This is a genomic window from Pseudomonas asuensis (assembly GCF_014646755.1).
Classification (GTDB): Bacteria; Pseudomonadota; Gammaproteobacteria; order Pseudomonadales; family Pseudomonadaceae; genus Chryseomonas; species Chryseomonas asuensis.
Window position 1 is genome coordinate 109,138 of the sequence record NZ_BMNW01000007.1, and the last position, 22,085, is coordinate 131,222.

Below are 22,085 nucleotides of genomic sequence, written 5' to 3' on the forward strand. Positions count from 1 at the left end.
AACTGATAAGAAAGCGGAGTTTACGTGTTGTAAATGAGCATTCCGAATCGATTTTTAACAGAGCATCACCGAGCGCCGATACGTTTCGTACAAAGCCTAGGAAGCGTGAGCGAAAGACGCCCCTGATGCTGCTTGTTGTTTGCAGTGAGTGCGCGCAAACACTCTCCCCGCTGCCTATCTATGTAGCCATTAAGAGCGAGCAGAGACCTTGCATTGACAGGCAGCGGGGAGAGTGCCAGGGCATATTGAGTTAGCCCGGCTTCTTCAGAGCCCGACCGTAGCTAAATCTGCATCAACCGTATTGCACTATAAAAGGTAGCGGATTTGTCAGATGTAACCTATGTAACAATCGCTGGCTTGGTAGCCCCAACGCGCACAATTTTTATCAGCACTTCAAATCTTGCTCTCATTATCCTGAGACATGAAGTCATAGACTAATCAACTGTTTGACACGCCTCTCCTCTCATTCTGACTGCCCCTTCCGCAAAGGCTCACCACCAGCCCTGTGCCCTTCCAGAAATAATGACACCCGATACGTTATCGAAATGTTCACGCGTTAGGGCATCAGCTTCATACAAGCCTAGGAGAAAGCCTTCCAGGCGGAGTAGAGCATGATCCTGATTTTGTTTTATGGCTATGAGTTGACGTGCCAAGACCTGCCCATGAAAGGTGTCAGTGCTATAGAGTGCCTCAATCATAGAGGTCAGCTGGTTGAGCGCGCGCTCACGCCCCGCATTGATAAGTTCTTCATTGTTCATCTCCCAGGCCCCTTATAGAATCCAGACAACTCTGACTGTTGAGGATCTGGAACGTGCCTGATTTTATTGCAGGCTTATCTGAAAAGCAGCCCGGCGCAGCCAGACAGGGCAAAACCCTGAGAAACCGCAGTTTATGCAAGGTAAAAAAGCATACTCAGACGGCTACTAACACCCCTTGGCCAAGTGCAGGTACTTTTCAAACAAAGCCCATAGGGGATACAGGCATAAAGAGAGGGTTTACGGTAGAGCGGCAGGAAAGCAATAAATCAAAGCAGAGGCATCTCAGGGTGTACTCTGTCGCGGCCCAGTTCTTTAGCGGTATACAAATTAACATCAGCCAGCCCCAGCTCTTGGGAGGGGTCGCAATCAAAGCTGGCTGGGACAACAACATGATAGCCAATACTGGCTGTAACACGTCCATGTGCAGAGTCCCGGTGCTCAATGCCAAGTGCCCTAATACCCTCCAGAATGGCAGTTGCGATCTTATGGGTTCCAAGGTCATCCGTATTGGGTAAGAGGATAACAAGCTCTTCCCCGCCATATCGAGCGGCCAGATCGCCAGCCCGCCGAACATTCTGCTTTACAACCTGTGCAACCGCTTTCAAGCACAGATCCCCCATATGGTGTCCGTAACTGTCGTTAAATTTCTTGAAGTAGTCCACGTCGAGCATGATCAGCCCCACGCAGTAACCCTGGCGTCGGGCGCGGTTGAGTTCAACGGGTAGCACTACGTCGAAATGGCGTCTATTGGCAAGGCCCGTAAGTCCATCCTCCATAGCCAGCTTTTCAACCGCATCATAGGCTGCCTTGAGCTCTACCTGATGTTCTTGGTCCAAACGGATATAACGCAGTATTAGCAACCCAAGGGCAAACAAAACCCCCAACATGATGGCCAGACCGGTAACGTAGAAGACGACCTCCGTTAACCAGGGCGCCAAAACATCCTTCCGGGACAAGCCCACCTGAACAACTAATGGATAGCGCTCAAGCGCCCGATAGCCCTGAATCCGGTCAACACCGTCAACTACAGAGGTAATACGAACCACGCCTGAACTCGCCTTGAGAAGGTGTTTGCTATAGATGTCGCCTTTGGACAGATTCAGCGTGATATTGCTTTCCCGATAAGGCAGGCGCGAAATGACTTCGCCACTCCGCAAGGCTTGTACAATGGAATCGTTAGGCCCGAGTAGAAAGTCAGCGTAGTACTGATTGAAGTACTCGATATTGACGGTAATCAGAAAGACGCCTGCAAAGCTTTTATCAGGGTTATTGATTCGCCGTGATACCGGTACCACCATGTCGCCTGTTGAGCGGCTGCGGATCGGCGTGCCGATATAGATAGCTCGATCCGAAAAGGTCTTGTGGTAAATAAAATATATGCGGTCGGCATTATTAATGTTTGCTGGGTAATCGTCCTTGTCAGTAACAATCCAGTTTCCATCCTTGTCGTAAACAAAGAACCCATGCACCTGGTGCATTTGGGCAACCTGGCGTTTAAACAGGGTTTTCAATCGCGCCTTGTTTTCACTGGTTAAGCCACTCCCGAATCCATCCCATTCCAGCCGCTCAACGATGCCAAAGCTGGCAAGGTCCATATCTTCATAGGTGTCATAGGCATGCTGTGCCATGGACTTGACCAGGTTTGCTGCATTGGCTTGTGCGGCCGTCAGAGTCTCTTTGTAGCTTCTGTATAGCTGCAGCGAAACCACACCGATTAAAACGAGCGTAAACCCTATAGAGAAGGCAATGAAGACACGCTTAAGACGACTGGTTTGCTTCATGGATGCCTTGTCATATCCATAGGGTATTGGGAGAGGTTGAATGGTTCAATCGATACGTCTTGCAGAGTACCTAACCATTCGCTCCCTCTTTAGCAGGATAGACAACGTCAGACCAGCGTATCGTTATTCACGACAGAAATTAAGAATCCAGGTCTAGAACGTCCTTAACCAGCCGTTAAGCTTAGACTGTAAAAAATCTGGTGGATCGTATGTTTAGTAGTAGTTATGACCCGATCCTGGTACTGGTTTCCATAGTCGTAGCGGTATTGACCTCCTATACCGCTCTACAACTCACCTCCTCTGTATTCAACACCCGTGGGACCGCCGCGCGGTTATGGCTATTTTGTGGCTCCATGGCGATGGGAACCGGGCTATGGGCAATGCATTTCATTGGCATGCTTGCCTTCAGCCTACCGATTGAACTGACCTACGAGGTATCCCTGACTGTATTCTCCCTGGGATTGGCAGTACTGGCCTCAGCATTGGCTTTATGGATCGCCTGCCGCCCAGTGTTAGGGGGCTGGCACTTTGCACTGGGAGGTCTAGTCATGGGCGCTGGAATTGCAGGCATGCATTATGTTGGCATGGCAGCACTGTGTATGAGTCCGGCTATTGACTACGATCCACTATGGTTTGGCGCGTCCATTGTGATTGCCATATTGGCCGCAACGTCTGCACTTTGCGTTGCCTTCCACTTGAAGAAACTGTTGCGACACGTCTGGATGCTGCGCTTTGCAGCCTCTATTTTTCTGGGATTTGGTATCGTTGCCATGCACTACGTGGGTATGGCCAGTGCAAGTTTCCATCAAGGTAGTGTCAGTGTCAGTGGCAGCGAAACGGATGGAATTCAAGCCTCCTGGTTGGGAGTGTGGGTATCCCTGGCGTCGTTGTCCTTGCTGGCCATGACCTTGACGGCAGTCGCCATTGAGCAGCAGGCACGCCGCCGTATGCTCTCCCAGAAGCAGGCTGATATACAGCGCTGTCTTGCCCGGCATCGGGTGGAGCAAGACCCTCTTGAGCTTCTTCCTCGTTATGTCGAATCTAGAGATAAGGCATGAATGGCAAGCGCTGGCGTACCAAGCGCTATGACTTCTTTGCTCAAGACTAAAATTATCCTTTGTGGCCTACCATGGCATTGGCTTTAGCCATGCCTAACAGAACAGTTTGGCTCTTGGCCAAGCTGTTCTGTTATGGTTTCAAGCACATTATTTTCACCGGTTAAAGGGCCTCGCTATTTCATCATCTTATGATTGCTCCCGGAACTTGCGCGGTGTTCAGGAGCTGGCTTCATGTGACATGATCACGCCCATTAAGCGGCCTTGGCCTTAGCTGTGAGCCTATTGTTTTAGCTTAATTGCTCGTGGAGCGGTATAGGGCAGCGGAATACCTTTGGCCCAAGTCAATACGCTGCTTTATGAAACCGCCCTAAGGCGGCTTCAAACAAACTCTTGCTAGCCTTTATTCATTGCACCAGAAGCATATCATTGCATTTGCTCAACTGTTTTCCCAAGCTTCACTATGCTCAAGACACACCGTGTTTCGTCCATTGTTCTTGGCGCGGTACAAGGCGTTATCCGCCTTATGAAGCAGGGATTCAATTGTGTCTTCCGGCCCTCCTTCCGCGCCGCCAATACTAGCCTTTATAGACAGGTGACCCCTTAGAGTAACAATTTCTTTATTGGCGATCGTAGCGCGTATTCGTTCGGCAATGCTGCCTAGTTGATTAACAGATCCAATCCGTGAAACAACAACGAACTCCTCTCCTCCAAACCTAAACAGAAGGTCATGCGGTCGTAAACTCGTAGCGATACGGTGGGCGGCCTCGACCAGCACCTGGTCTCCTGTAGCATGCCCATAGGTGTCGTTGATGTTTTTGAAATGGTCAAGATCGATAAACAAGACGCCTATATGCTCATTGTGCAGTTTGGCCGTGCTCACTTCACCAGGATAAAAATGCTCTAGGGCGGCTCGGTTCCATAATTGGGTAAGTGGATCCAGCAGTGCTTTGCGTTGCTCGCGGCTAACAGCTTCTCGTAGCTGTCTGGTGTGTTCACTTAAGCTTCTTAGCTTGATATAGCCTTCGACCAGCTGGGCCAAGTCACGCAACCGCCCCTCCTCCTGTTCATTAAGAACACGCGGTTGGGAATGCAACAGGCAAAGGGTGCCAATGGGAAGTCCGGCACTTGCAATCAATGGATGCCCTGCATAGAACCGAATGAAGGGTGCGCCTGTTACCAGCGGATTGTCTGCAAACCGATCATCCTCAAGCGCATCGGGCACTATGAATGTGCGATGCTCATCCAGAATCGCATGCCCACAAAAAGAGATATCCCTGGGAGTACAGCTAAATTCAGCCCCCGCTCGCGCCTTGAACCACTGGCGGTCGCGGTCTATCAGACTGATCAGCACACGTTCAACCTTGAAGATATCTCTTGCTACCCGTACCAGGGAGTCCATGTAAGGATCGGCCGGCGTGTCCAGAATCTCAAGATCGTCCAATGACGCTTGTCTTTCATGTTCGTTAGGGTGATCGGACGGAGCATGCATAACAGTACCAACACTCCCTGAGCTAAAAACAAAGCGTTGCTAATCTGAAGTCTCTTTTCAAGATTGGCTGCTATGTTTAATACAGTAGCGCATCCCTAACGATATCCAGATTCATCATCCCTAATCAAACGATCTAAAACGTTCATTGCCAACAAGGTTAGTCGATAAGCAGGTATTGATCCTCTTTATTAAAGAGAAGGACTTGTAGTGTTAAACGAGCTTCAGCTAGAAGAAGAGCGGCTTGCAGCCCTTTATGCCTGTGGATTACTGGATACGGCGCCTTCCAGCAGTCTGGATCGGCTTTGCCGAATGGCAGCACATACGCTCCAGGTGCCTGTTGCCTTTATCTCTCTTGTAGACCGGCATCGTATCTGGTTCAAGTCCAAGGTTGGTCTTATGCTGGAGGAGGCACCTAGAGAACAGTCTTTCTGCTCTCATACCATCAAGCAAAAAACCATTCTGGAAGTTATGGATATAAGACAGGACTCACGATTCTGTCACCTTCCTGTAGAGGCTATGCCACCCGACGTCCGCTTTTATGCTGGCGTACCGTTGATCGATCGGCATGGATTTGCGCTAGGCAGCCTATGCATCATGGACACCAAGCCCCGCCAGCTAAGCGAAGCTGATCATGTTCACTTGTATGATCTTGCTAACCTGGTAACGGAGCACATCGAGCAAAGTGTCCCCTCCCAGGAGCAGGACCTAATCAGTGGGTTTTCCGGGCGGCCTCAATTCATGGCGGACTTGAAGAATCTTTCCCATGACGCTTCAGAAAAGCTTCGTATGCTTGTTCTGATAGATGTGCTGGACTCATACCGCGCTCAGGAAATTGCGCGGGCCTTTGGTATTGAGCCTTTTGAGCGTTTTGTGCAAACACTCTCGCAGCGGCTTTCGTCTCAACTTAACGGGTTGGCAACTCTTTACCGGATCACCCTGACCCGGTTTGCCTTCATCATGGCGATAAATGAAGGCGCGTACGCTGAGAAGATGCTTAACGGGTTGATCTCGTCACTGCGTAGAACAGTTAAGGTCGAAGAGGTGCCCATCGATCCACCCGTGTCAGCAGGCGTCGTTGTTTTCGATACTAGAAGTGATAACACTGACGATGTCATACGCAAGGCATTATCTGCTGTTGATGAGGCGTTACTGACTAGAGCGCCCTGGCTTTATTATGAGGCTGGGTACGATGAACGCTTCCGGCGCTCCTTCAATCTTGCAGCCGATGTGCAAGAAGCCATGCAGCACAATCAACTGTATCTGGTTTTCCAACCGCGTCTTACGTTAGCCGAAAAAACCCTGGCAGGTGCCGAAGTCTTACTTCGCTGGCAGCATCCGATCCGCGGGCTAATTCCCCCTAATGAGTTCATACCTGTTATAGAAAAGACTCCACTTATTAACCAGGTGACTCATTGGGTTATTGATAAGGCCTTGGCTCAGCTTGCCACCTGGGGCAGTGCCTTTATGGGAACGTTATCCATCAACCTGTCTCCCCGTGACTTTGATGATCGGAGACTGGTTGAATGCTTCGTCAAATCCTGTGCCGAACACCATATCGATCCCAATCGTATTGAGCTTGAAATTACGGAAGGTGAATGGCTGAGAAACAGCCCACACATCCTTATGCAGCTTACCGATCTCCGATTGCTTGGTGCTCACGTAGCAATTGACGACTTTGGAAGCGGTTACAGTAACTTTGCCTACTTGCATGAGATTCCGGCTGATGTTGTGAAACTCGACCGCTCGTTGATCTATGGCATCGAGACTGACGCAAGAAAACAGGTTTTAGCAGAGCATATAGTCAGTTTGGTCAGTCAACTGGGTTATCGCACGGTGGCCGAAGGTATCGAGACTGAAGAAAGTTTCAAACAACTTGAAGCGTATGGGTGTACAGAGGCACAAGGGTATTGGCTGACAAAACCACTAGCGTCTTCTGACTTTTCGCTTTGGTGTGACGCGTGGAAAGCGACAAGTGCTGGAGCCGCTTGATAAGCCCACTGAATGATAACTTCGAACTCAAGCTCTACTGCACGCCTGAGAGGTTATAAAGCCTGTCGCATCGTTGGCATGCCTACAGTCGTAGGCTACTCAGCGTGTTTCATTAGCCCATGAGCCCGTAGCTTGTGACAGCCAACCTGTTCAAAGGCGGATGGCTATCCGCGAATCCTGAGGCAAGCCATAGCAGCCATCATTAATGCCTAAAGTCACTTCAGGTATTAATGATGGCGCAGCAACCGTAACTTACTGGAGCCGATACAAAAATCGCACGCAGCCTTATCGGACATTTTTAGAGCCAATAGGCTGCTGGTCGAGTTGAGTGGCTACCCTTTACCCGATAGCCATCTGCTGTCAGGTAGTACCCCGTACTGAGGTCAAGTCGCTGGGACGACAAAATTACCATCGGGCCGGCGAAAGCCCAGCATGTTGCCATAACGCATGACGCCCCACGTCTCTACAACCGGGCCGGAGCGCAACATCATGCGTACTTTGACTTCACGTTGATAACTGGGAATAACGGTACAGGCCTTGGCCTGTTCGACGGGAATCTGAAAGGTGCTCTGCGGATCCAGCGCTGCCTGCGGACAACGATCGAAACCAAAGACCGGCACTTTTGCACCATTCACCACGATTTTGAAACCAGGGCCCATTGTGATCACGGAAGGGAGATCAGCCAATGCAAAGCCACTGGAAACACTCAGGGCCATCGTTGCCGCTAACATACGGATTGCCTTCATAGACTGGCTCTCCTCTACCTTATAAAGCACTACCACATAAGACTAGAACCGCTAATCACGGAGGGGTTCCCCAACGTCTTGTAGAGCAGGCCCAACGGTCCTGACGATACGGCGTCTATATTTCAAATGATCGCGTGATCATCTGAACTACGAAGCACCGTTTTACAGGTAAAGGCAATGCTCATTTACTAGACGCTAAGACGATGCGCAGAAGACACAGGCAAACACCCTTTTTTCAGGAAATATTGCATGTGCTGGAAGGGAGGTACTGCTGAAAGGAAAAGGTAGCACTACAACAAGCGCGAAGCCCTCCGTCCTGCGCGGACGAAAGGCTTGTGGAATAGCTTAATCGAGCAGATCGGCGGGAACATTACCCCCGTTTTCAGAAAGCTTTTGCAGTACTGCTTTGTGCAGCCACATGTTCATCTGCGCAGAATCCTGCAATTTGTCCGCTGGGCAATTCAGCTCTTTAGCCAGCTCCTGGCGGGCTGACAGGCTGCTGTCCAAATCAAGCAGCTTAAGCAGGTCAACAATAGAGGTCTTCCAATTGAGCTTCTCGGCATGATTAGCTGCTAATCCCTCCAGCTTGGCAGCAACATCAACCTGGCTCATGGCTTGGGGTGTGGCGCCAGTAGCTGCGCCAGCGGTCGAGGAAGACGTACCCGCAGGCGTACCCGCGGCTGCATCGGTGCTACCGGGCTGTTGTGCGGTAGGTTCGGCAGCGTGTGCTTCTTTACCAATACCAAGCTTGGACAGGATATTGCCAAATAGGCTCATATGAATTCCTCATTTATCAATCAAGACGATGACCTGCTTATGCAGGCCTTGCCTATCTTCCGACCGTCACGGTGAGGGATTAGTTTGAAATAAATGCATGCATTTTGAGATCACTACCCGTGAGGTCAAAGAGGATGTTTGTGGCAACGAGTCCCGTCAGTACATGACCATACGCTGGCAATACTAGTGAGCGCCTACCCAGCCCGGCAAAGCTTTATGCCTTCCTAAAATCATTAAGCGCTACCCGCACAGGCAGGGAAGTCTTGCCGCACTGCGCTAACGGCATTGTGCAAAGCATTCGAAAAGCTAAAGAAAATTATTGATCTCAAGAATAAGGGTCTCCAGGCCGAAAACAAGAGATCAATAAAAGCGCTAAGCAAATATTGCCCTCTCTAGGTGTCTAGGTGGGTGACGTTCTACCATCACGGCCACTAATCACCGATTCGCACTTCGTCTGGCTAATTTTCGATCAACGTCATTAAGTTTTTCTAACAGTGCGCGATAACCAAGCAAAGCGGTTTTCTGCGTAATTGACTTAATGGCGGTGACGTAATGCCCCCCTCATCAAACACTTCTCTTGCTGTTTCCTCTTTCCAGCGTGCGGCACCCTCAACGGCCGGTATCACATTAACGACTGTTGCAGTATGTGTTGTCCTGGGTGTTGCCGGTACGCTGTGGGCAGGCGGTGCATCAGCACTTAGCTGGATGCTTGCTGCTGCCCTCATTGTACTAGGCGCTCTAGCCGCGGGTTGGGGTTATGCTCGCCATCAGCAGGCGCAAAAGAACGCGGCACAAGCTTTTGCTGCGGATCTGGAACACTCCGTCAAACATAGTGCTGCGCAAGGCACTGAGCTGGATGGCGTCTGTATTGAGGTATTACCCGTCTGGGCCGAGCAGATCGAGGCGGCCCGCAGCCATACCGAAGATGCTATTACCCAGTTGACCCAGCGTTTCGCCGAGTTGGCCGGTCGTATCCATATGACTGTGGAAGGGTCTCAGGACGGTAATGCACAAGGCCTGGTATCTCTTCTGTCGTCCAGCCAGAAGGAGCTGGATGGCATCGTGACGGGTTTGCGTAAAGCTTTGTCCAGCAAGGAAATCCTGCAGCGCGAGATCACCCATCTGCATGATTTCACCGGCCAACTTCAGGCCATGGCCAAAGACGTTGCAGATGTTGCCAAGCAGACCAACCTCCTGGCGCTGAACGCAGCTATCGAGGCAGCCCGTGCTGGCGAGGCAGGGCGTGGCTTTGCGGTCGTCGCGGATGAGGTCCGTAAGCTTTCAACCCTTTCCGGCAATACCGGCCAGAAGATCAGCGAAACGGTGGAAACTGTGAACTCCGCCATTCTGCGTACCCTGGAAGCCTCCGAGCAGTATGCCCGCCAGGACGCCGAAACACTGGCAACCTCTGGTGAGGTGATTGAAAACGTCATTACTCAGTTCAATGCCAGTGCCAGTGGCCTGCTTCAACAGAGCAACACACTGCGTGAGCAGAGTGAAGCGGTAGGCGCTGAGATTGCTGACGTGCTGGTAGCCCTTCAGTTCCAGGACCGGGTCAGCCAGATGCTGAGCCATATCCGCAACGACCTCAACAAGCTTGAGCAGCATTTGCTTGAGCGTCGTTCGCTGGCCGCCCAAGGGCAGGCGTTGAAGCCTATCGATACCAAGGCCTGGCTCAATGAGCTGGCTAAGACTTACACCATGGCGGAGCAGTTGGCGGTACACCAGGGCAAGGCGCCCGCGTCCACTGCACCCTCCGACATTACCTTTTTCTAAGCCACCCCCTGTTCGAGACCATTATGAGCACGAAAAAAACCATTCTTATCGTTGATGACTCCATCTCGATCCGCCAGGTCGTCAGCATGACCCTTAAAGGGGCCGGCTATGACGTAATCGAAGGTTGCGACGGTAAAGACGCATTGACCAAGCTCGACGGCCGCAAAATTCATCTGATCGTCAGTGACGTGAACATGCCCAATATGGATGGCATCGCTTTCGTCACCGCGGCCAAGAAGCTGCCTGCTTACAAGTTCACGCCGGTCATCATGCTGACTACCGAATCGGGAGCCGACAAGAAATCAGCGGGACAAGCCGCCGGTGCCAAGGCGTGGATGGTCAAGCCCTTCCAGCCGGCCCAAATGTTGGCTGCTGTTTCAAAGCTGATTCTGCCATAACCCCTGCCGCGAGATCGTCACCATGACCGAAGCCGCTACTGAACTGCATCACCGCGTGGCCCTGGATGGCCCATTGACTATTTATACAGCAGCTGAGAGCAAGGCCAAGGTGCTCGATCCGCTCAAGGCCGGCACTCATATCGAATTTGATCTGGCGGGTGTAGATGAATTCGACTCGGCTGGCCTGCAGCTGCTCATCCTTGCAAAACAGGAAGCAGCCAGGCGTGGCTGCTCGCTTAGCCTGTGCGACCACAGCCCTGCGGTTGTCGAGTTGCTCGAGCTAAGCGGGCTAGTCAGCTTTTTTGGCGACCCACTTCTTATTCAGCCGCATCTCGCTTGAAGGCCACGCCGTGAATATCGATGACGTATTAAAGATTTTTATTGCCGAGAGCCAGGAACTCCTCCAGCAGATGGAAGATGCCCTGTTGCAGATCGAGCAGAATCCGCATGATCCGGACATCATTAATGCCATATTCCGTGCCGCTCACACTATCAAGGGCTCTGCAGGACTCTTTGGACTGGACGCTATCGTCAGCTTCACTCATGTGGCTGAAAGCGTTCTTGACCGTATCCGCAGCGGAGAAATGGCATTTAATGACACCCTGACAGCACTGTTTCTTCAGGTGTGCGATCAACTCAATGCCTTGATTGCTCATGTTGACGCTGGCGGCTCGCTCGATGAGCTTGAGCCAGCCCTCCAGAAGCAAGGTGTTGCACTGACGACGAACCTGAGTCACTACCTGTCCGGTGAGCTGGCCGTCGCTGCCGCTGCCCCACAGCGGGCAACGCAGGTTGTGCGTGAGTCATCCGATACGCCTAATGAACATTGGCACCTGTCTTTGCGCTTTGGTCCTGACGTCTTACGCAATGGCATGGATCCTCTGGCATTTTTGCGTTACCTCAATACCTTCGGGCAAATCGTTCATATCGTCACGCTGACAGAGCATGTACCTGCTGCTGATGAGATGGACCCGGAAACGAATTATCTGGGCTTCGAAGTAGCGTTTGCGACCGAGGCTGACAAGGAAACCATCGAGGGAGCCTTTGAATTCGTTCGTGAAGACAGCCAGATTCGTATTTTCCCACCGAACAGCAAGACAGTTGATTACATCCAGCTGATCAATGAGCTGCCGGAAGAAGACCTGCGCCTGGGTGAAATGCTGGTACGTTGCGGTGCCCTGACCCAGTCCGAACTGGAAAAGGCATTGCTCAAACAGTCCGAGCCGGAAGCATCGCCAGCGCCTATTGGTGAGGTGTTGATCAATGAGCAGAATGTCCAGCCACAAGTTGTGACCGCCGCGCTACAGAAGCAAAAGCAGGTCAAGGACAACCGTACGGCTGAAGGCAACCTGATTCGTGTAGATGCCAACAAGCTTGACCAGCTCATCAACCTGATCGGTGAGCTGATCATTGCAGGAGCGGGCACTCAACTGGCCGCACAGCAAAGTGGCGCAGCCCAGCTGGTAGAGTCTACTGGCGTGCTGTCCCGTCTGGTGGAAGAAGTGCGCGACTCCGCCTTGACCCTGCGAATGGTGCAGATCGGTACAACCTTCAACCGCTTCCAGCGCGTGGTACGGGATGTATCCAAGGAGTTGGGCAAGGATATCGTTCTGGAGATCAGCGGTGGCGACACCGAGCTGGACAAAACGGTAGTCGAGAAGATCGGCGATCCGCTTACGCACCTGATACGAAACTCCATGGACCACGGCATCGAGCCGGCGTCTGTGCGTCTTGAGCGCGGCAAACCTGCTCAAGGGACTGTGCGTCTGAATGCCTATCACGAGTCCAGCAGTATTGTTATTGAAGTATCGGATGACGGCGGTGGCCTTAATAAGGACCGCATCCTGCGTAAAGCGATTGAGCGCGGACTTGTCAGCGATAACCAGAGCCTGACAGACAAGGAAATCTTCAATCTGATTTTCGAACCGGGCTTTTCCACTGCCGATCAGGTCAGCAGCCTGTCAGGCCGTGGCGTAGGCATGGACGTAGTAAAGAAAAACATCACCGCCCTACGCGGTACGGTAGACCTGGACAGCATTGAAGGCGTAGGCACCACGACCCGGATTCGCCTGCCTCTGACGCTGGCCATTATCGACGGCTTCCTGATTGGTGTTGGCAAAGCTACCTATGTCGTCCCGCTGGATATGGTCGAGGAATGTATCGAGCTGACCAGCGATCAGTCTTCGGCGGCGCGCCAAAGCACGAGTGACTACATCGATTTGCGAGGCGATGCCCTCCCCTTCATTCGGCTGCGTGAACTGTTTGCCGTTGAAGACGAGCCGCCACGTCGTGAAAACGTGGTAGTCGTGAATTACGCAGGCAATCGTGCAGGCTTGGTCGTAGACCAGCTCATGGGTGAGTTTCAGACCGTTATCAAGCCACTCGGCAAGATTTTCGACAACAACCGTGCCTTGGGCGGCTTCACCATCTTGGGTAGCGGCGCCGTAGCATTAATCCTCAGTGTGCCGGGAATGATCGGCGCAATCGCACAACGGCAGGCTGCTCCCAGCACCGCCATGACCATTAATTCCTGATTGAGACAGCTATCATGAACGAAACGAGAAAAATGATGCTACTGGTAGTCTCTGCACTACTAGGCATCCTGGTCTTGGCAGGTGCTGCACAATACCAGATCAGCCGTGTATTCGAGGCAGCCAACTTTGGCAATCAGAACTCAATACCGAGCCTGCTAGCTATCGCCGCGATCAACGATCCAGCCAATAGATCTGTAAGAGCCATGTTTCTTCACTTACAGAGCAATGATCCCGTTGAAAAAGGCCAACTGGCTCAAGAAGTCAATGACCTGCAAGGAAAGGTTCAGGCTGCGCTGAAAGACTACGAAGCCCTGTTGATCAGCGACGAAGACCGTCGGTTGCTTGAACAGGACAGTCAGGCTGTTAGTGCGCTGGCCACGCTTCAGGATAAGTTGCTTCAGCTGTCCCAACGGGGCCAGTTAGACGAAGCCAGAGAAACAGTAATGGCCAACCGCCCGGTGTTTATCAAGCTGGCCGAAGCCTTGAATAATCATCGGCTGTTTAATCAGCGTGTGGCCGATGAAAATGCGGAGTTAGCTGCGAGCATCAAGGCTAACGCGACCATGATGTCTATTGCAATTGCATTGGTTACACTACTGGCGATCGGCCTGATCGGTTTCTTCATCATCCGCAGCCTGCAAAAAGTCGTGGCCGTAGCCAATCGTGTAGCAAAAGGCGATCTGCCGGATGATATTGCAGTCAAGGCAAGCGATACGACCAGCCTCATGGCAGCCATGAGCCGCATGGTGGGTACATTGCGTAGTCTGCTGGACGAAATGAACCATATGTCGAAAGAGCACGACAAGGGTGATATTGAAGTGTTCATCCCGGCTGAGCGTTTCGACGGCAGCTACCGCACCATGGCACAGGGCGTAAACGCCATGGTATCGAGCCACCTCGAAGTCCAGCAAAAAGCCATGGCCTGCGTGAAAGCATTTGGTGAAGGCAACCTGGACGCCTCTCTTGAGCGGTTCCCCGGTAAAAAGGCATTCATCAACGACAATATCGAGCAGGTCCGTGCCAACATCATGCAGCTGATCGATGAAATGCAGCGCATGTCCCGTGCTCATGACAAAGGTGACATCGACGTCTTCATTGAAGCGGCGCGTTTCAGCGGCTCCTATCAAGCGCTGGCAGAAGGCATCAATACCATGGTGGGTGGCCACCTTGAGGTACAACGCAAGGCGATGGCCTGCGTGCAGGCCTTTGGCGAGGGTAACCTTTCTACACCGCTGGAACGCTTCCCCGGCAAGAAGGCAGTTATCAATGACAACATCGAACAGGTACGCGCCAACATTCAGCGCCTGGTAGATGATGCCAGTGCGCTCAGCAATGCAGCCATGGCGGGCCAGCTGGCCACGCGGGCGGATGCCAGCCAGCACAAGGGTGACTTCCGCCGTATTGTCGAAGGTATCAACGGTACATTGGACGCCATTGTCAGCCCGGTTAATGAAGCCATGAGCGTAATGGCCGGTATTGCCCAGGGTGACCTTAGCCGTACGGTGCAAGGCAATTATCAGGGTCAGTTGCTGGAGCTTAAGCAGTCCATCAACAGTACCGTTAGCAAGCTGAACCAGATCATCACCGATGTCCGTGAGTCGGCCGATGCATTGGCCAGCGCCTCGGAAGAAATTTCGGCAACCGCCCAGTGCATGAGCCAGGCCTCAACGGAGCAGGCCGCATCGGTTGAAGAAACCAGCGCATCCATGGAGCAGATGTCCGCGTCTATCGGCCAGAATACCGAGAACGCCAAGGTTACCGACGGCATGGCCAGCAAGGCCGCTCAGGAAGCGTCCGAAGGTGGTAAGGCCGTGAAGGATACGGTCGCAGCGATGAAGACCATTGCCGACAAGATTGGCATCGTGGACGACATTGCCTACCAGACCAACCTGCTGGCCTTGAACGCAGCGATCGAAGCCGCCCGTGCGGGTGAGCACGGCAAGGGCTTTGCGGTTGTAGCGGCTGAAGTGCGCAAGCTGGCCGAGCGTAGTCAGATTGCAGCTCAGGAAATCGGCAACGTAGCCAAGGGCAGCGTTGACCTTGCCGAGCGTGCCGGTACATTGCTGGATGAAATCGTGCCCTCGATCGGCAAAACGTCCGATCTGGTGCAAGAGATTGCGGCCGCATCGGAGGAGCAGAGTTCAGGCGTCAGCCAGATCAACGCGGCCATGGGTCAGTTGAGCCAGATTACGCAACAAAATGCTTCTGCCTCTGAAGAGTTGGCGGCAACGGCCGAAGAAATGAGCAGTCAGGCTGAGCAGTTGCAGCGTCTGATGAGTTTTTTCAACAGCGATGGTCACACAGCTACGGCTGATCTTCAGCGTGCAATGGATCATGTTCGTCCGCTCACGGAGCAGGTACGCACCAAAGCTCAGGCCCATCCGCATGCTGCAACGGCATCCGGGACGTTACCAGAAGGCTTCATCCGCTTCCAAGGCTGATGGCCATAGGGCGCCTGCATCTCTGCAGGCGCCCTTCTATTTAAATCTTTTTAACCCAGGTTTCCAAAAGGTTTACCTGTGAGGCTGATCATGACTGTTTCAAAGAAGATGCTTCTTCTGGTGCTTTCCGCATTGCTCGGTATTGTGCTGCTGGCAGGAACAGGCCAGTACCAGATCAACCGCGTATTCCATGCGGCCAACTATGGCAATGACAATACAATACCTAGCCTGGTTTCAATCAACACCATCAGCGGCTATGTCGATGACGCAATCAAGAGCATGTATCTCCACATCTTGAGTGGCGACCAGACTCGTATGAGCGAGCTTGAGCGAGACCAGGCGGCACTTCGTAACCGAATCGAAGATGAGCTAAAGCACTACGAAACCATCGTATCGAATGATGAGGATCGTCGACTGCTGGAGGCGGACCGCCAAGCTATCAATGGGCTTAAAGATCTTGAAGGAAAAGTTCTTCCCCTGTCGAGGCAGGACCAGGCAGAGGAAGCCACGACCAGTCTGCTGGCTAATCTTCACGTTATAACTCAAGTCAATCATGCGTTGGATGTGCACCGTGACTTTAACCGGAAGTTAGGAACCCAGGGTGCGGAAACTGCCGATACCTTAAGAGGCACGGCTACGCTGATCTCCGTCTTGATTGCCTTGGCTACACTGGTAGCGGTAGGTCTGATCGGCTTTGTGATTACCCGCAGCCTGCTTCGCCAACTTGGCGGCGAGCCTGCCGATGTTGCAGCCATGGCTAATCGTGTTGCGGCCGGTGACTTGCCTAACGAGATTGCACTGAAAGCAGGCGACTCCACCAGCCTCATGGCAGCCATGAGCCGTATGGTAGAAAGCATACGGGGCCTGCTCACTGAAATGAATCGCATGTCTACCGAACACGACAAGGGTGAAACCGACGCGTTCATTCCGGCCGATCGTTTCGAGGGTAGCTACCGCACCATGGCACAAGGCGTAAATGATATGGTCAAGGGCCATATCGACGACCAGCGCAGCGCCATGGCCTGCGTAAAAGGCTTTGGTGAAGGCAACCTGGACGCTCCCCTGGCTCGCCTGCCGGGTAAAAAAGCATTTATTAATGACAACATTGAGCAGGTGCGCGCCAACATCAAAGCGCTTGTGGTCGATACCCAGCAGCTCAGTCAGTCCGCTATGGCAGGCCAGCTTGGGGATCGCGCTGACGTCGCTCAACATCAGGGCGAGTTCCGCCGTATCGTCGAAGGCATCAACGGTACCTTAGACGCCATCGTCGCGCCGCTAAGCGAAGCGATGGACGTCATGGGCGCGCTATCCAATGGCGACCTGGGCCGCACTATCCAGGGTGACTATCAAGGTCAGCTGCTAGAGCTCAAGCAGTCGGTCAATAGCACCGTTAACAAGCTGTCCCAGATCATCATGGATGTCCGTGACTCGGCCGATGCATTAGCCAGTGCATCGGAGGAAATTTCAGCCACCGCGCAGAGCATGAGCCAGGCGTCTTCAGAACAGGCCGCATCGGTTGAAGAAACCAGTGCATCTATGGAAGAGATGTCTGCCTCCATTTCGCAGAACACCGAAAACGCCAAGGTTACTGATGGCATGGCCAGCAAGGCCGCAAAAGAAGCCATTGAAGGCGGCCAGGCTGTTCGTGAGACCACCAGTGCCATGCAGAGCATTGCCGACAAGATTGGTATCGTGGACGACATCGCCTACCAGACCAATCTGCTGGCCTTGAACGCGGCAATCGAAGCCGCCCGTGCGGGTGAGCACGGCAAGGGCTTTGCGGTTGTAGCGGCTGAAGTGCGCAAGCTGGCCGAGCGTAGCCAGGTGGCGGCGCAGGAGATTGGCAACGTGGCCAAGGGCAGCGTTGCTCTGGCTGAGCGCGCCGGTACGTTACTGGATCAGATCGTTCCTTCGATTACCAAAACCTCTGATCTGGTACAGGAAATCGCGGCCGCATCGGAGGAGCAGAGCTCGGGCGTAGGTCAGATCAACGCTGCGATGGGCCAGCTCAATCAAATTACGCAACAAAATGCATCTGCCTCTGAAGAATTGGCGGCAACGGCCGAAGAAATGAGTAGCCAAGCAGAAAAACTGCAGCAGTTGATGAGCTTCTTCTCAGCCCATCGTGCCGCAGCCGATTTGCAGCGTGCCATCGATCATGTCAGGCCGGCCTCTAGCAGGCCGAGCCACAGCAGGGATCGGGTCATGGCGCAACGTCCACTTCGCACAGGCTCGTCACCGGAAGGATTCGTCCGGTTCGAGGAATAAAACATGAGTACCGATGTGACTACTGCGTTGCTCCCCTCAAGCGGTGAAGCTGAGCGTCAACACCTGACCTTTGTAGTGAAGGGTGAGACCTTTGCCGTGGATACGCTGTGCGTACGGGAGATTATCGAATACGGCCAGCTTACTGTCGTCCCGCTGATGCCAGCGTTTATCTGCGGGGTGATCAATTTGCGCGGGGCCGTTGTCCCGGTCATTGACCTGGAAGCACGGTTTGGGGGAGTACGTACGGCAACTACATCGCGTACCTGTGTCGTGATTCTCGAAACCCAGGACGAGGAGCAACCACAAGTCATTGGCATAGTGGTTGATGCTGTAAGTGAAGTGCTCGAAATCCCCCTGGAACAGGTAAGGCCGGCGCCAGCATTCGGGAGCCGTATCCGCACTGATTTCATTCAGGGAATTACCAAAATCAATGATGAGTTCGTCGTACTGCTCAACGTCAGCCAGGTGCTGTCGATCAGCGAGATTGCCGGGCTCGTCAGTAACCCACAAACCGCTATGGCCTTCGGTAGCGCGCGTACAGCGCTTCCGCAGCGCTCGTTGTAATTCTCGGAGTCATAGCCATGTTTAGAAACATGCGTGTTACCACCAAACTTGCCCTGGGCTTCGGCACTGTCGTTGCTCTTCTAGTTGTCGTGATTCTAGTGGGCATCGTCAATATGACGGCCATGAAAAAGTCATCAGACACGATGTCTTTGGATCGTTTTCCAAAGACCGAGATGGCTAATGTTCTGATTCAGAACACGCTCAATGTGGGGCGTCTGATTCGTAATATTTTGTTGGTCGATGACGCCAGCAAAAATCAGGAATACAGGGAGCGTATACAGAAGTATCGCGCGGCCAATGTTGAAGTCATGAAGAAGCTTGAGCAGAGCATCTATTCTGAAGAAGGAATCAAGCGCTTTAAGGAAGTTGTTGCCAAGCGTGAAATGTTACAAGGCAAATATGAGCCTTTGTACAAGTTAGCAGAAACGGATCACAACCAAGCCGTACAGTACCTGCTGACCGAGTTCACGCCAACGAATAACCTCTTTGTTGAGTCGCTTGAATCGCTGAATCAGTTCATGAAGGACGAAATGGATAAGGCGGGCGTCCAGGCCACTGAGTCTTTTGAGTCGGCGCGCATGCTTATGATCAGCATCGGCATTGCAGCGGTTATCATTGCCATGATCCTGGGCTTTGTTATTGCTCGTAGCCTCATCAAGCAATTGGGTGGCGAACCGGCCTATGCGGCTGAAGTCGTTAGCCGCGTTGCTGCCGGTGACCTGAGTGTCAACGTGGTTACCAAGCCCGGCGATACCACCAGCATGCTGGCGGCCATCAAAGGCATGACAGACAAACTGGCTCATATCATCAGTGAGGTGCGCGGTTCTGCTGATGCGCTGTCCAGTGCCTCCGAGCAGGTTTCTGCAACTGCACAAAGCATGAGTCAGGCCTCTTCTGAGCAAGCCGCGTCGGTTGAAGAAACCAGCGCATCCATGGAGCAGATGTCTGCCTCTATTGGCCAGAATACCGAGAACGCCAAGGTTACCGACGGCATGGCCAGCAAGGCCGCTCAGGAAGCAGCTGAAGGTGGTAAGGCCGTGAAGGATACGGTTGCGGCGATGAAGACCATTGCCGACAAGATTGGTATCGTGGACGACATTGCCTACCAGACCAACCTGCTGGCCTTGAACGCAGCGATCGAAGCCGCGCGTGCGGGTGAGCATGGCAAGGGCTTTGCGGTTGTAGCGGCTGAAGTGCGCAAGCTGGCCGAGCGTAGTCAGATTGCAGCTCAGGAAATTGGCAATGTAGCCAAGACAAGCGTCGCCTTGGCCGAGCGTGCCGGTACATTGCTGGACGAAATCGTACCCTCGATCGGCAAGACGTCCGACCTGGTACAAGAGATTGCGGCCGCATCCGAAGAGCAAACCTCAGGTGTAGGCCAGATCAACACCGCGATGAACCAATTGAGCCAAATCACTCAGCAGAACGCTTCCGCCTCGGAAGAGCTGGCTGCGACCTCTGAAGAAATGAGTGGTCAGGCTGAACAGCTGCAACAGCTGATGGAGTACTTCACATTAGGGGGCGCTGCGGGTGTGGCCCAGGCTGAGGCTCCGCGTAGCCAGCCACCTGCAGCTGCTCCTTCCAGGAAGTCTGCTCCTGCACGAGAGTTTCATCAGGCTGCAGGCCAGATGGCAGGTGTTCCCGCCGGCTTTGTTCGGTTCAAGGACTAATCGTCATGAGTGTGTACAACGCTAACCGAGTTGCCGTGACTGTAGAGCAGCCACGGCAATACCTAACCTTCTCGCTCAAGGGCGAAATGTTTGCCGTGAGTACCACCTGTGTACGGGAGATCATTGAATATGGCCCTGTAACCGCAATGCCGATGATGCCTCCCAGCATTCGGGGCGTTATCAACCTACGTGGCGCTGCGGTGCCAGTGCTTGACCTCGGGGTGCGCTTTAGCGGCACCCCTACCGAGGCTAACCGCCGTAGCTGTATTGTCATGCTGGAGCTGAGCGTAGAGGGTCGGCAACAGGTATTTGGGATCATCGTGGATGCCGTCAGCGAAGTCCTCGAAATTGCTTCCGATGCCATCGAGTCGGCTCCCCGTTTCGGCGCTCATATCCGTACCGACTTCATCCTCGGCATGGCTAAGCGCGAAAGTGGTTTCGTTATTATTCTAAACATAGACCAGGTTCTCAATGTCGAGGATGTGGGCTACTTGGCAGCCCAGGCCTGACTTCGGACGGTACTCCATGGATAACCTCGCCCTATCGGATAATGAGTTCAAGAAGTTTCGTGGAATGATTTACGAAACCGCTGGCATCAGCATGTCCGAATCGAAAAAACCGCTGGTCAGTGGCCGCTTGGCCAAGCGGGTTCGTCAGCGAGGTCTTGCCAGTTACAGTGCGTATTTTGATGTGCTGATGCGCGATCGGAACGAGTTTCAGATGGCGGTAGACCTATTAACCACCAACGAAACCTATTTCTTTCGGGAGCCCAAGCACTTCGAATTTCTGCGCACAGTGGTGCTTCCAGAGATACGTGACCGCGCATCCATCCGCATCTGGAGTGGTGCCTGCTCCACCGGCGAGGAGCCTTACACGCTCGCGCTGACCCTGGCCGACACGCTTGGTACACGTCCATGGGAAATTGTTGCATCCGACATTAGTACCCGAGTCTTGGAAAAGGCGCGTCGAGGCCAATACCCTTTGGAAGATGCTGAAGGTATTCCTAAAGCGCTACTGCATAAACACTGCTTCAAAGGCATCGGTCAAAATGAAGGCCTGTTTCTCATCGACCCGAACCTGACGGCACGCATTACCTTTCGACAAATTAATCTCAATACTACGCTGCCTGACGTCGGTCAGTTTGAGGTGATCTTTTTGCGCAATGTAATGATCTATTTTGATAACGATACCAAGCGTCAGGTAGTCCAACGTCTCGTAAACCATCTGCGGCCAGGAGGTTATTTCGTGGTGAGTCACTCGGAAAGCCTCAACGGCATTACCGATGCCCTCAAAATGGTCAAACCCTCTATTTATCAGAAGCCTCATGCCTGAGCCAACTCAGATCAAAGACGTCTATCTTAGGCCTGGAGAACTGCATTTCGGTGGCGGTGACACGCGCATCCGAACGTTGCTGGGCTCTTGTGTAGCCCTGGTTTTCTGGCACCCGCAACGCCAGTTGGGCGGCATGTGCCATTACCTGCTCCCTACACGCAGCAAAGGCCACAAGCCGTCCGATCGGCTTGATGGTCATTATGGTGACGAGGCGCTGGCGTTATTGCTACAGGCTATCCAAATGGCAGGTACACAGCCCTCCGAGTTTACGTTGCGCGTGTTTGGTGGAGGCAATATGTTTCCGGGAATCGTACGCAACGAAAAGGATCACATCGGCTTGCAGAACGTCAAGGCTGCCAAACGCCTCTTGCAGGCGCATGGGCTTGTCTGCAGTGCAAGCCACGTAGAAGGTATCGGTCATCGACGCCTGAGTTTTTCTATTTGGGATGGGGAGGTCAAGCTTGAACAGTCATCTCCTGTACAGCTTTCGCCTCGTTAAAGAGA

18 protein-coding genes and 2 pseudogenes are annotated in these 22,085 nt (G+C 52.9%); 15 read left to right on the forward strand and 5 right to left on the reverse strand.

The genetic code is table 11. The annotated features are described in order from the left end of the window. Window positions 1-491: 491 nt before the first annotated feature. Together IEX86_RS15840 and IEX86_RS15845 are read right to left on the reverse strand one after the other, a co-directional pair. Window positions 492-758: a hypothetical protein gene (locus IEX86_RS15840; protein WP_188867108.1), complete on the reverse strand. Its 267-nt coding sequence runs from the start codon at window positions 756-758 to the stop codon at window positions 492-494. Window positions 759-1,024: 266 nt separating this feature from the next. Next, window positions 1,025-2,539 carry a sensor domain-containing diguanylate cyclase gene (locus tag IEX86_RS15845; protein WP_188867109.1) on the reverse strand — a complete coding sequence of 505 codons (1,515 nt, stop codon included), beginning with the start codon at window positions 2,537-2,539 and terminating at the stop codon, window positions 1,025-1,027. A 209-nt stretch (window positions 2,540-2,748) separates the two neighbouring features. On the opposite strand from IEX86_RS15845, the gene IEX86_RS15850 reads away from it, so the two are divergent. Beyond that, complete coding sequence (locus tag IEX86_RS15850) at window positions 2,749-3,597, forward strand: MHYT domain-containing protein (protein ID WP_188867110.1); 849 nt, start codon at window positions 2,749-2,751, stop codon at window positions 3,595-3,597. A gap of 436 nt (window positions 3,598-4,033) precedes the next feature. Here the strand turns inward: IEX86_RS15850 and IEX86_RS15855 are convergent, their stop codons facing one another. Beyond that, window positions 4,034-5,086, reverse strand: coding sequence for a sensor domain-containing diguanylate cyclase (locus IEX86_RS15855; RefSeq protein WP_188867111.1), 1,053 nt, complete (start codon window positions 5,084-5,086; stop codon window positions 4,034-4,036). Between the two features lie 207 nt (window positions 5,087-5,293). On the opposite strand from IEX86_RS15855, the gene IEX86_RS15860 reads away from it, so the two are divergent. Continuing rightward, complete coding sequence (locus IEX86_RS15860) at window positions 5,294-7,075, forward strand: sensor domain-containing phosphodiesterase (protein ID WP_188867112.1); 1,782 nt, start codon at window positions 5,294-5,296, stop codon at window positions 7,073-7,075. 383 nt (window positions 7,076-7,458) lie between these two features. On the opposite strand, the gene IEX86_RS15865 is transcribed toward IEX86_RS15860, so the two are convergent. Then, the gene (locus IEX86_RS15865; protein ID WP_188867113.1) at window positions 7,459-7,821 is read right to left on the reverse strand and encodes a hypothetical protein; all 363 of its coding nucleotides are present in this window, start codon (window positions 7,819-7,821) and stop codon (window positions 7,459-7,461) included. 345 nt (window positions 7,822-8,166) lie between these two features. Then, on the reverse strand, window positions 8,167-8,598 hold the full coding sequence (locus tag IEX86_RS15870) for a DUF3597 domain-containing protein (protein WP_188867114.1): 432 nt from the start codon (window positions 8,596-8,598) through the stop codon (window positions 8,167-8,169). Window positions 8,599-9,576: 978 nt separating this feature from the next. Here IEX86_RS15870 and IEX86_RS15875 point away from each other — a divergent pair. From IEX86_RS15875 to IEX86_RS15925, 13 genes and pseudogenes are all read left to right on the forward strand, one after another. Beyond that, a complete protein-coding gene (locus IEX86_RS15875; RefSeq protein ID WP_373290453.1) occupies window positions 9,577-10,374 on the forward strand; it encodes a methyl-accepting chemotaxis protein in 798 nt (265 codons plus the stop codon). 23 nt (window positions 10,375-10,397) lie between these two features. Continuing rightward, window positions 10,398-10,772: a response regulator gene (locus IEX86_RS15880; protein WP_188867116.1), complete on the forward strand. Its 375-nt coding sequence runs from the start codon at window positions 10,398-10,400 to the stop codon at window positions 10,770-10,772. A 22-nt stretch (window positions 10,773-10,794) separates the two neighbouring features. Then, entirely contained in the window at window positions 10,795-11,112 is a 318-nt protein-coding gene (locus IEX86_RS15885; RefSeq protein ID WP_188867117.1) for an STAS domain-containing protein, read from the forward strand. Between the two features lie 10 nt (window positions 11,113-11,122). After that, complete coding sequence (locus tag IEX86_RS15890) at window positions 11,123-13,306, forward strand: chemotaxis protein CheA (protein WP_188867118.1); 2,184 nt, start codon at window positions 11,123-11,125, stop codon at window positions 13,304-13,306. Window positions 13,307-13,341: 35 nt separating this feature from the next. Continuing rightward, window positions 13,342-14,547, forward strand: a pseudogene (locus IEX86_RS25040) (MCP four helix bundle domain-containing protein); the annotation flags it as partial. Window positions 14,548-14,646: 99 nt separating this feature from the next. Next, window positions 14,647-15,747 carry a methyl-accepting chemotaxis protein gene (locus tag IEX86_RS25045; protein WP_373290454.1) on the forward strand — a complete coding sequence of 367 codons (1,101 nt, stop codon included), beginning with the start codon at window positions 14,647-14,649 and terminating at the stop codon, window positions 15,745-15,747. 90 nt (window positions 15,748-15,837) lie between these two features. Then, a pseudogene (locus IEX86_RS25750) lies at window positions 15,838-16,866 on the forward strand (MCP four helix bundle domain-containing protein); the annotation flags it as partial. 51 nt (window positions 16,867-16,917) lie between these two features. Next, window positions 16,918-18,015, forward strand: a complete 1,098-nt coding sequence (locus IEX86_RS25755) for a methyl-accepting chemotaxis protein (RefSeq protein WP_373290455.1) — start codon at window positions 16,918-16,920, stop codon at window positions 18,013-18,015. A 3-nt stretch (window positions 18,016-18,018) separates the two neighbouring features. Continuing rightward, window positions 18,019-18,579: a chemotaxis protein CheW gene (locus tag IEX86_RS15905; RefSeq protein ID WP_188867121.1), complete on the forward strand. Its 561-nt coding sequence runs from the start codon at window positions 18,019-18,021 to the stop codon at window positions 18,577-18,579. Window positions 18,580-18,596: 17 nt separating this feature from the next. Beyond that, on the forward strand, window positions 18,597-20,249 hold the full coding sequence (locus tag IEX86_RS15910; RefSeq protein ID WP_188867122.1) for a methyl-accepting chemotaxis protein: 1,653 nt from the start codon (window positions 18,597-18,599) through the stop codon (window positions 20,247-20,249). A 5-nt stretch (window positions 20,250-20,254) separates the two neighbouring features. Next, window positions 20,255-20,758, forward strand: coding sequence for a chemotaxis protein CheW (locus IEX86_RS15915; RefSeq protein ID WP_188867123.1), 504 nt, complete (start codon window positions 20,255-20,257; stop codon window positions 20,756-20,758). 16 nt (window positions 20,759-20,774) lie between these two features. Next, a complete protein-coding gene (locus tag IEX86_RS15920; RefSeq protein ID WP_188867124.1) occupies window positions 20,775-21,581 on the forward strand; it encodes a CheR family methyltransferase in 807 nt (268 codons plus the stop codon). Beyond that, the gene (locus IEX86_RS15925) at window positions 21,574-22,080 is read left to right on the forward strand and encodes a chemotaxis protein CheD (protein ID WP_188867125.1); all 507 of its coding nucleotides are present in this window, start codon (window positions 21,574-21,576) and stop codon (window positions 22,078-22,080) included. Before IEX86_RS15920 ends, IEX86_RS15925 begins: the two co-directional genes overlap by 8 nt. Window positions 22,081-22,085: the final 5 nt, after the last annotated feature.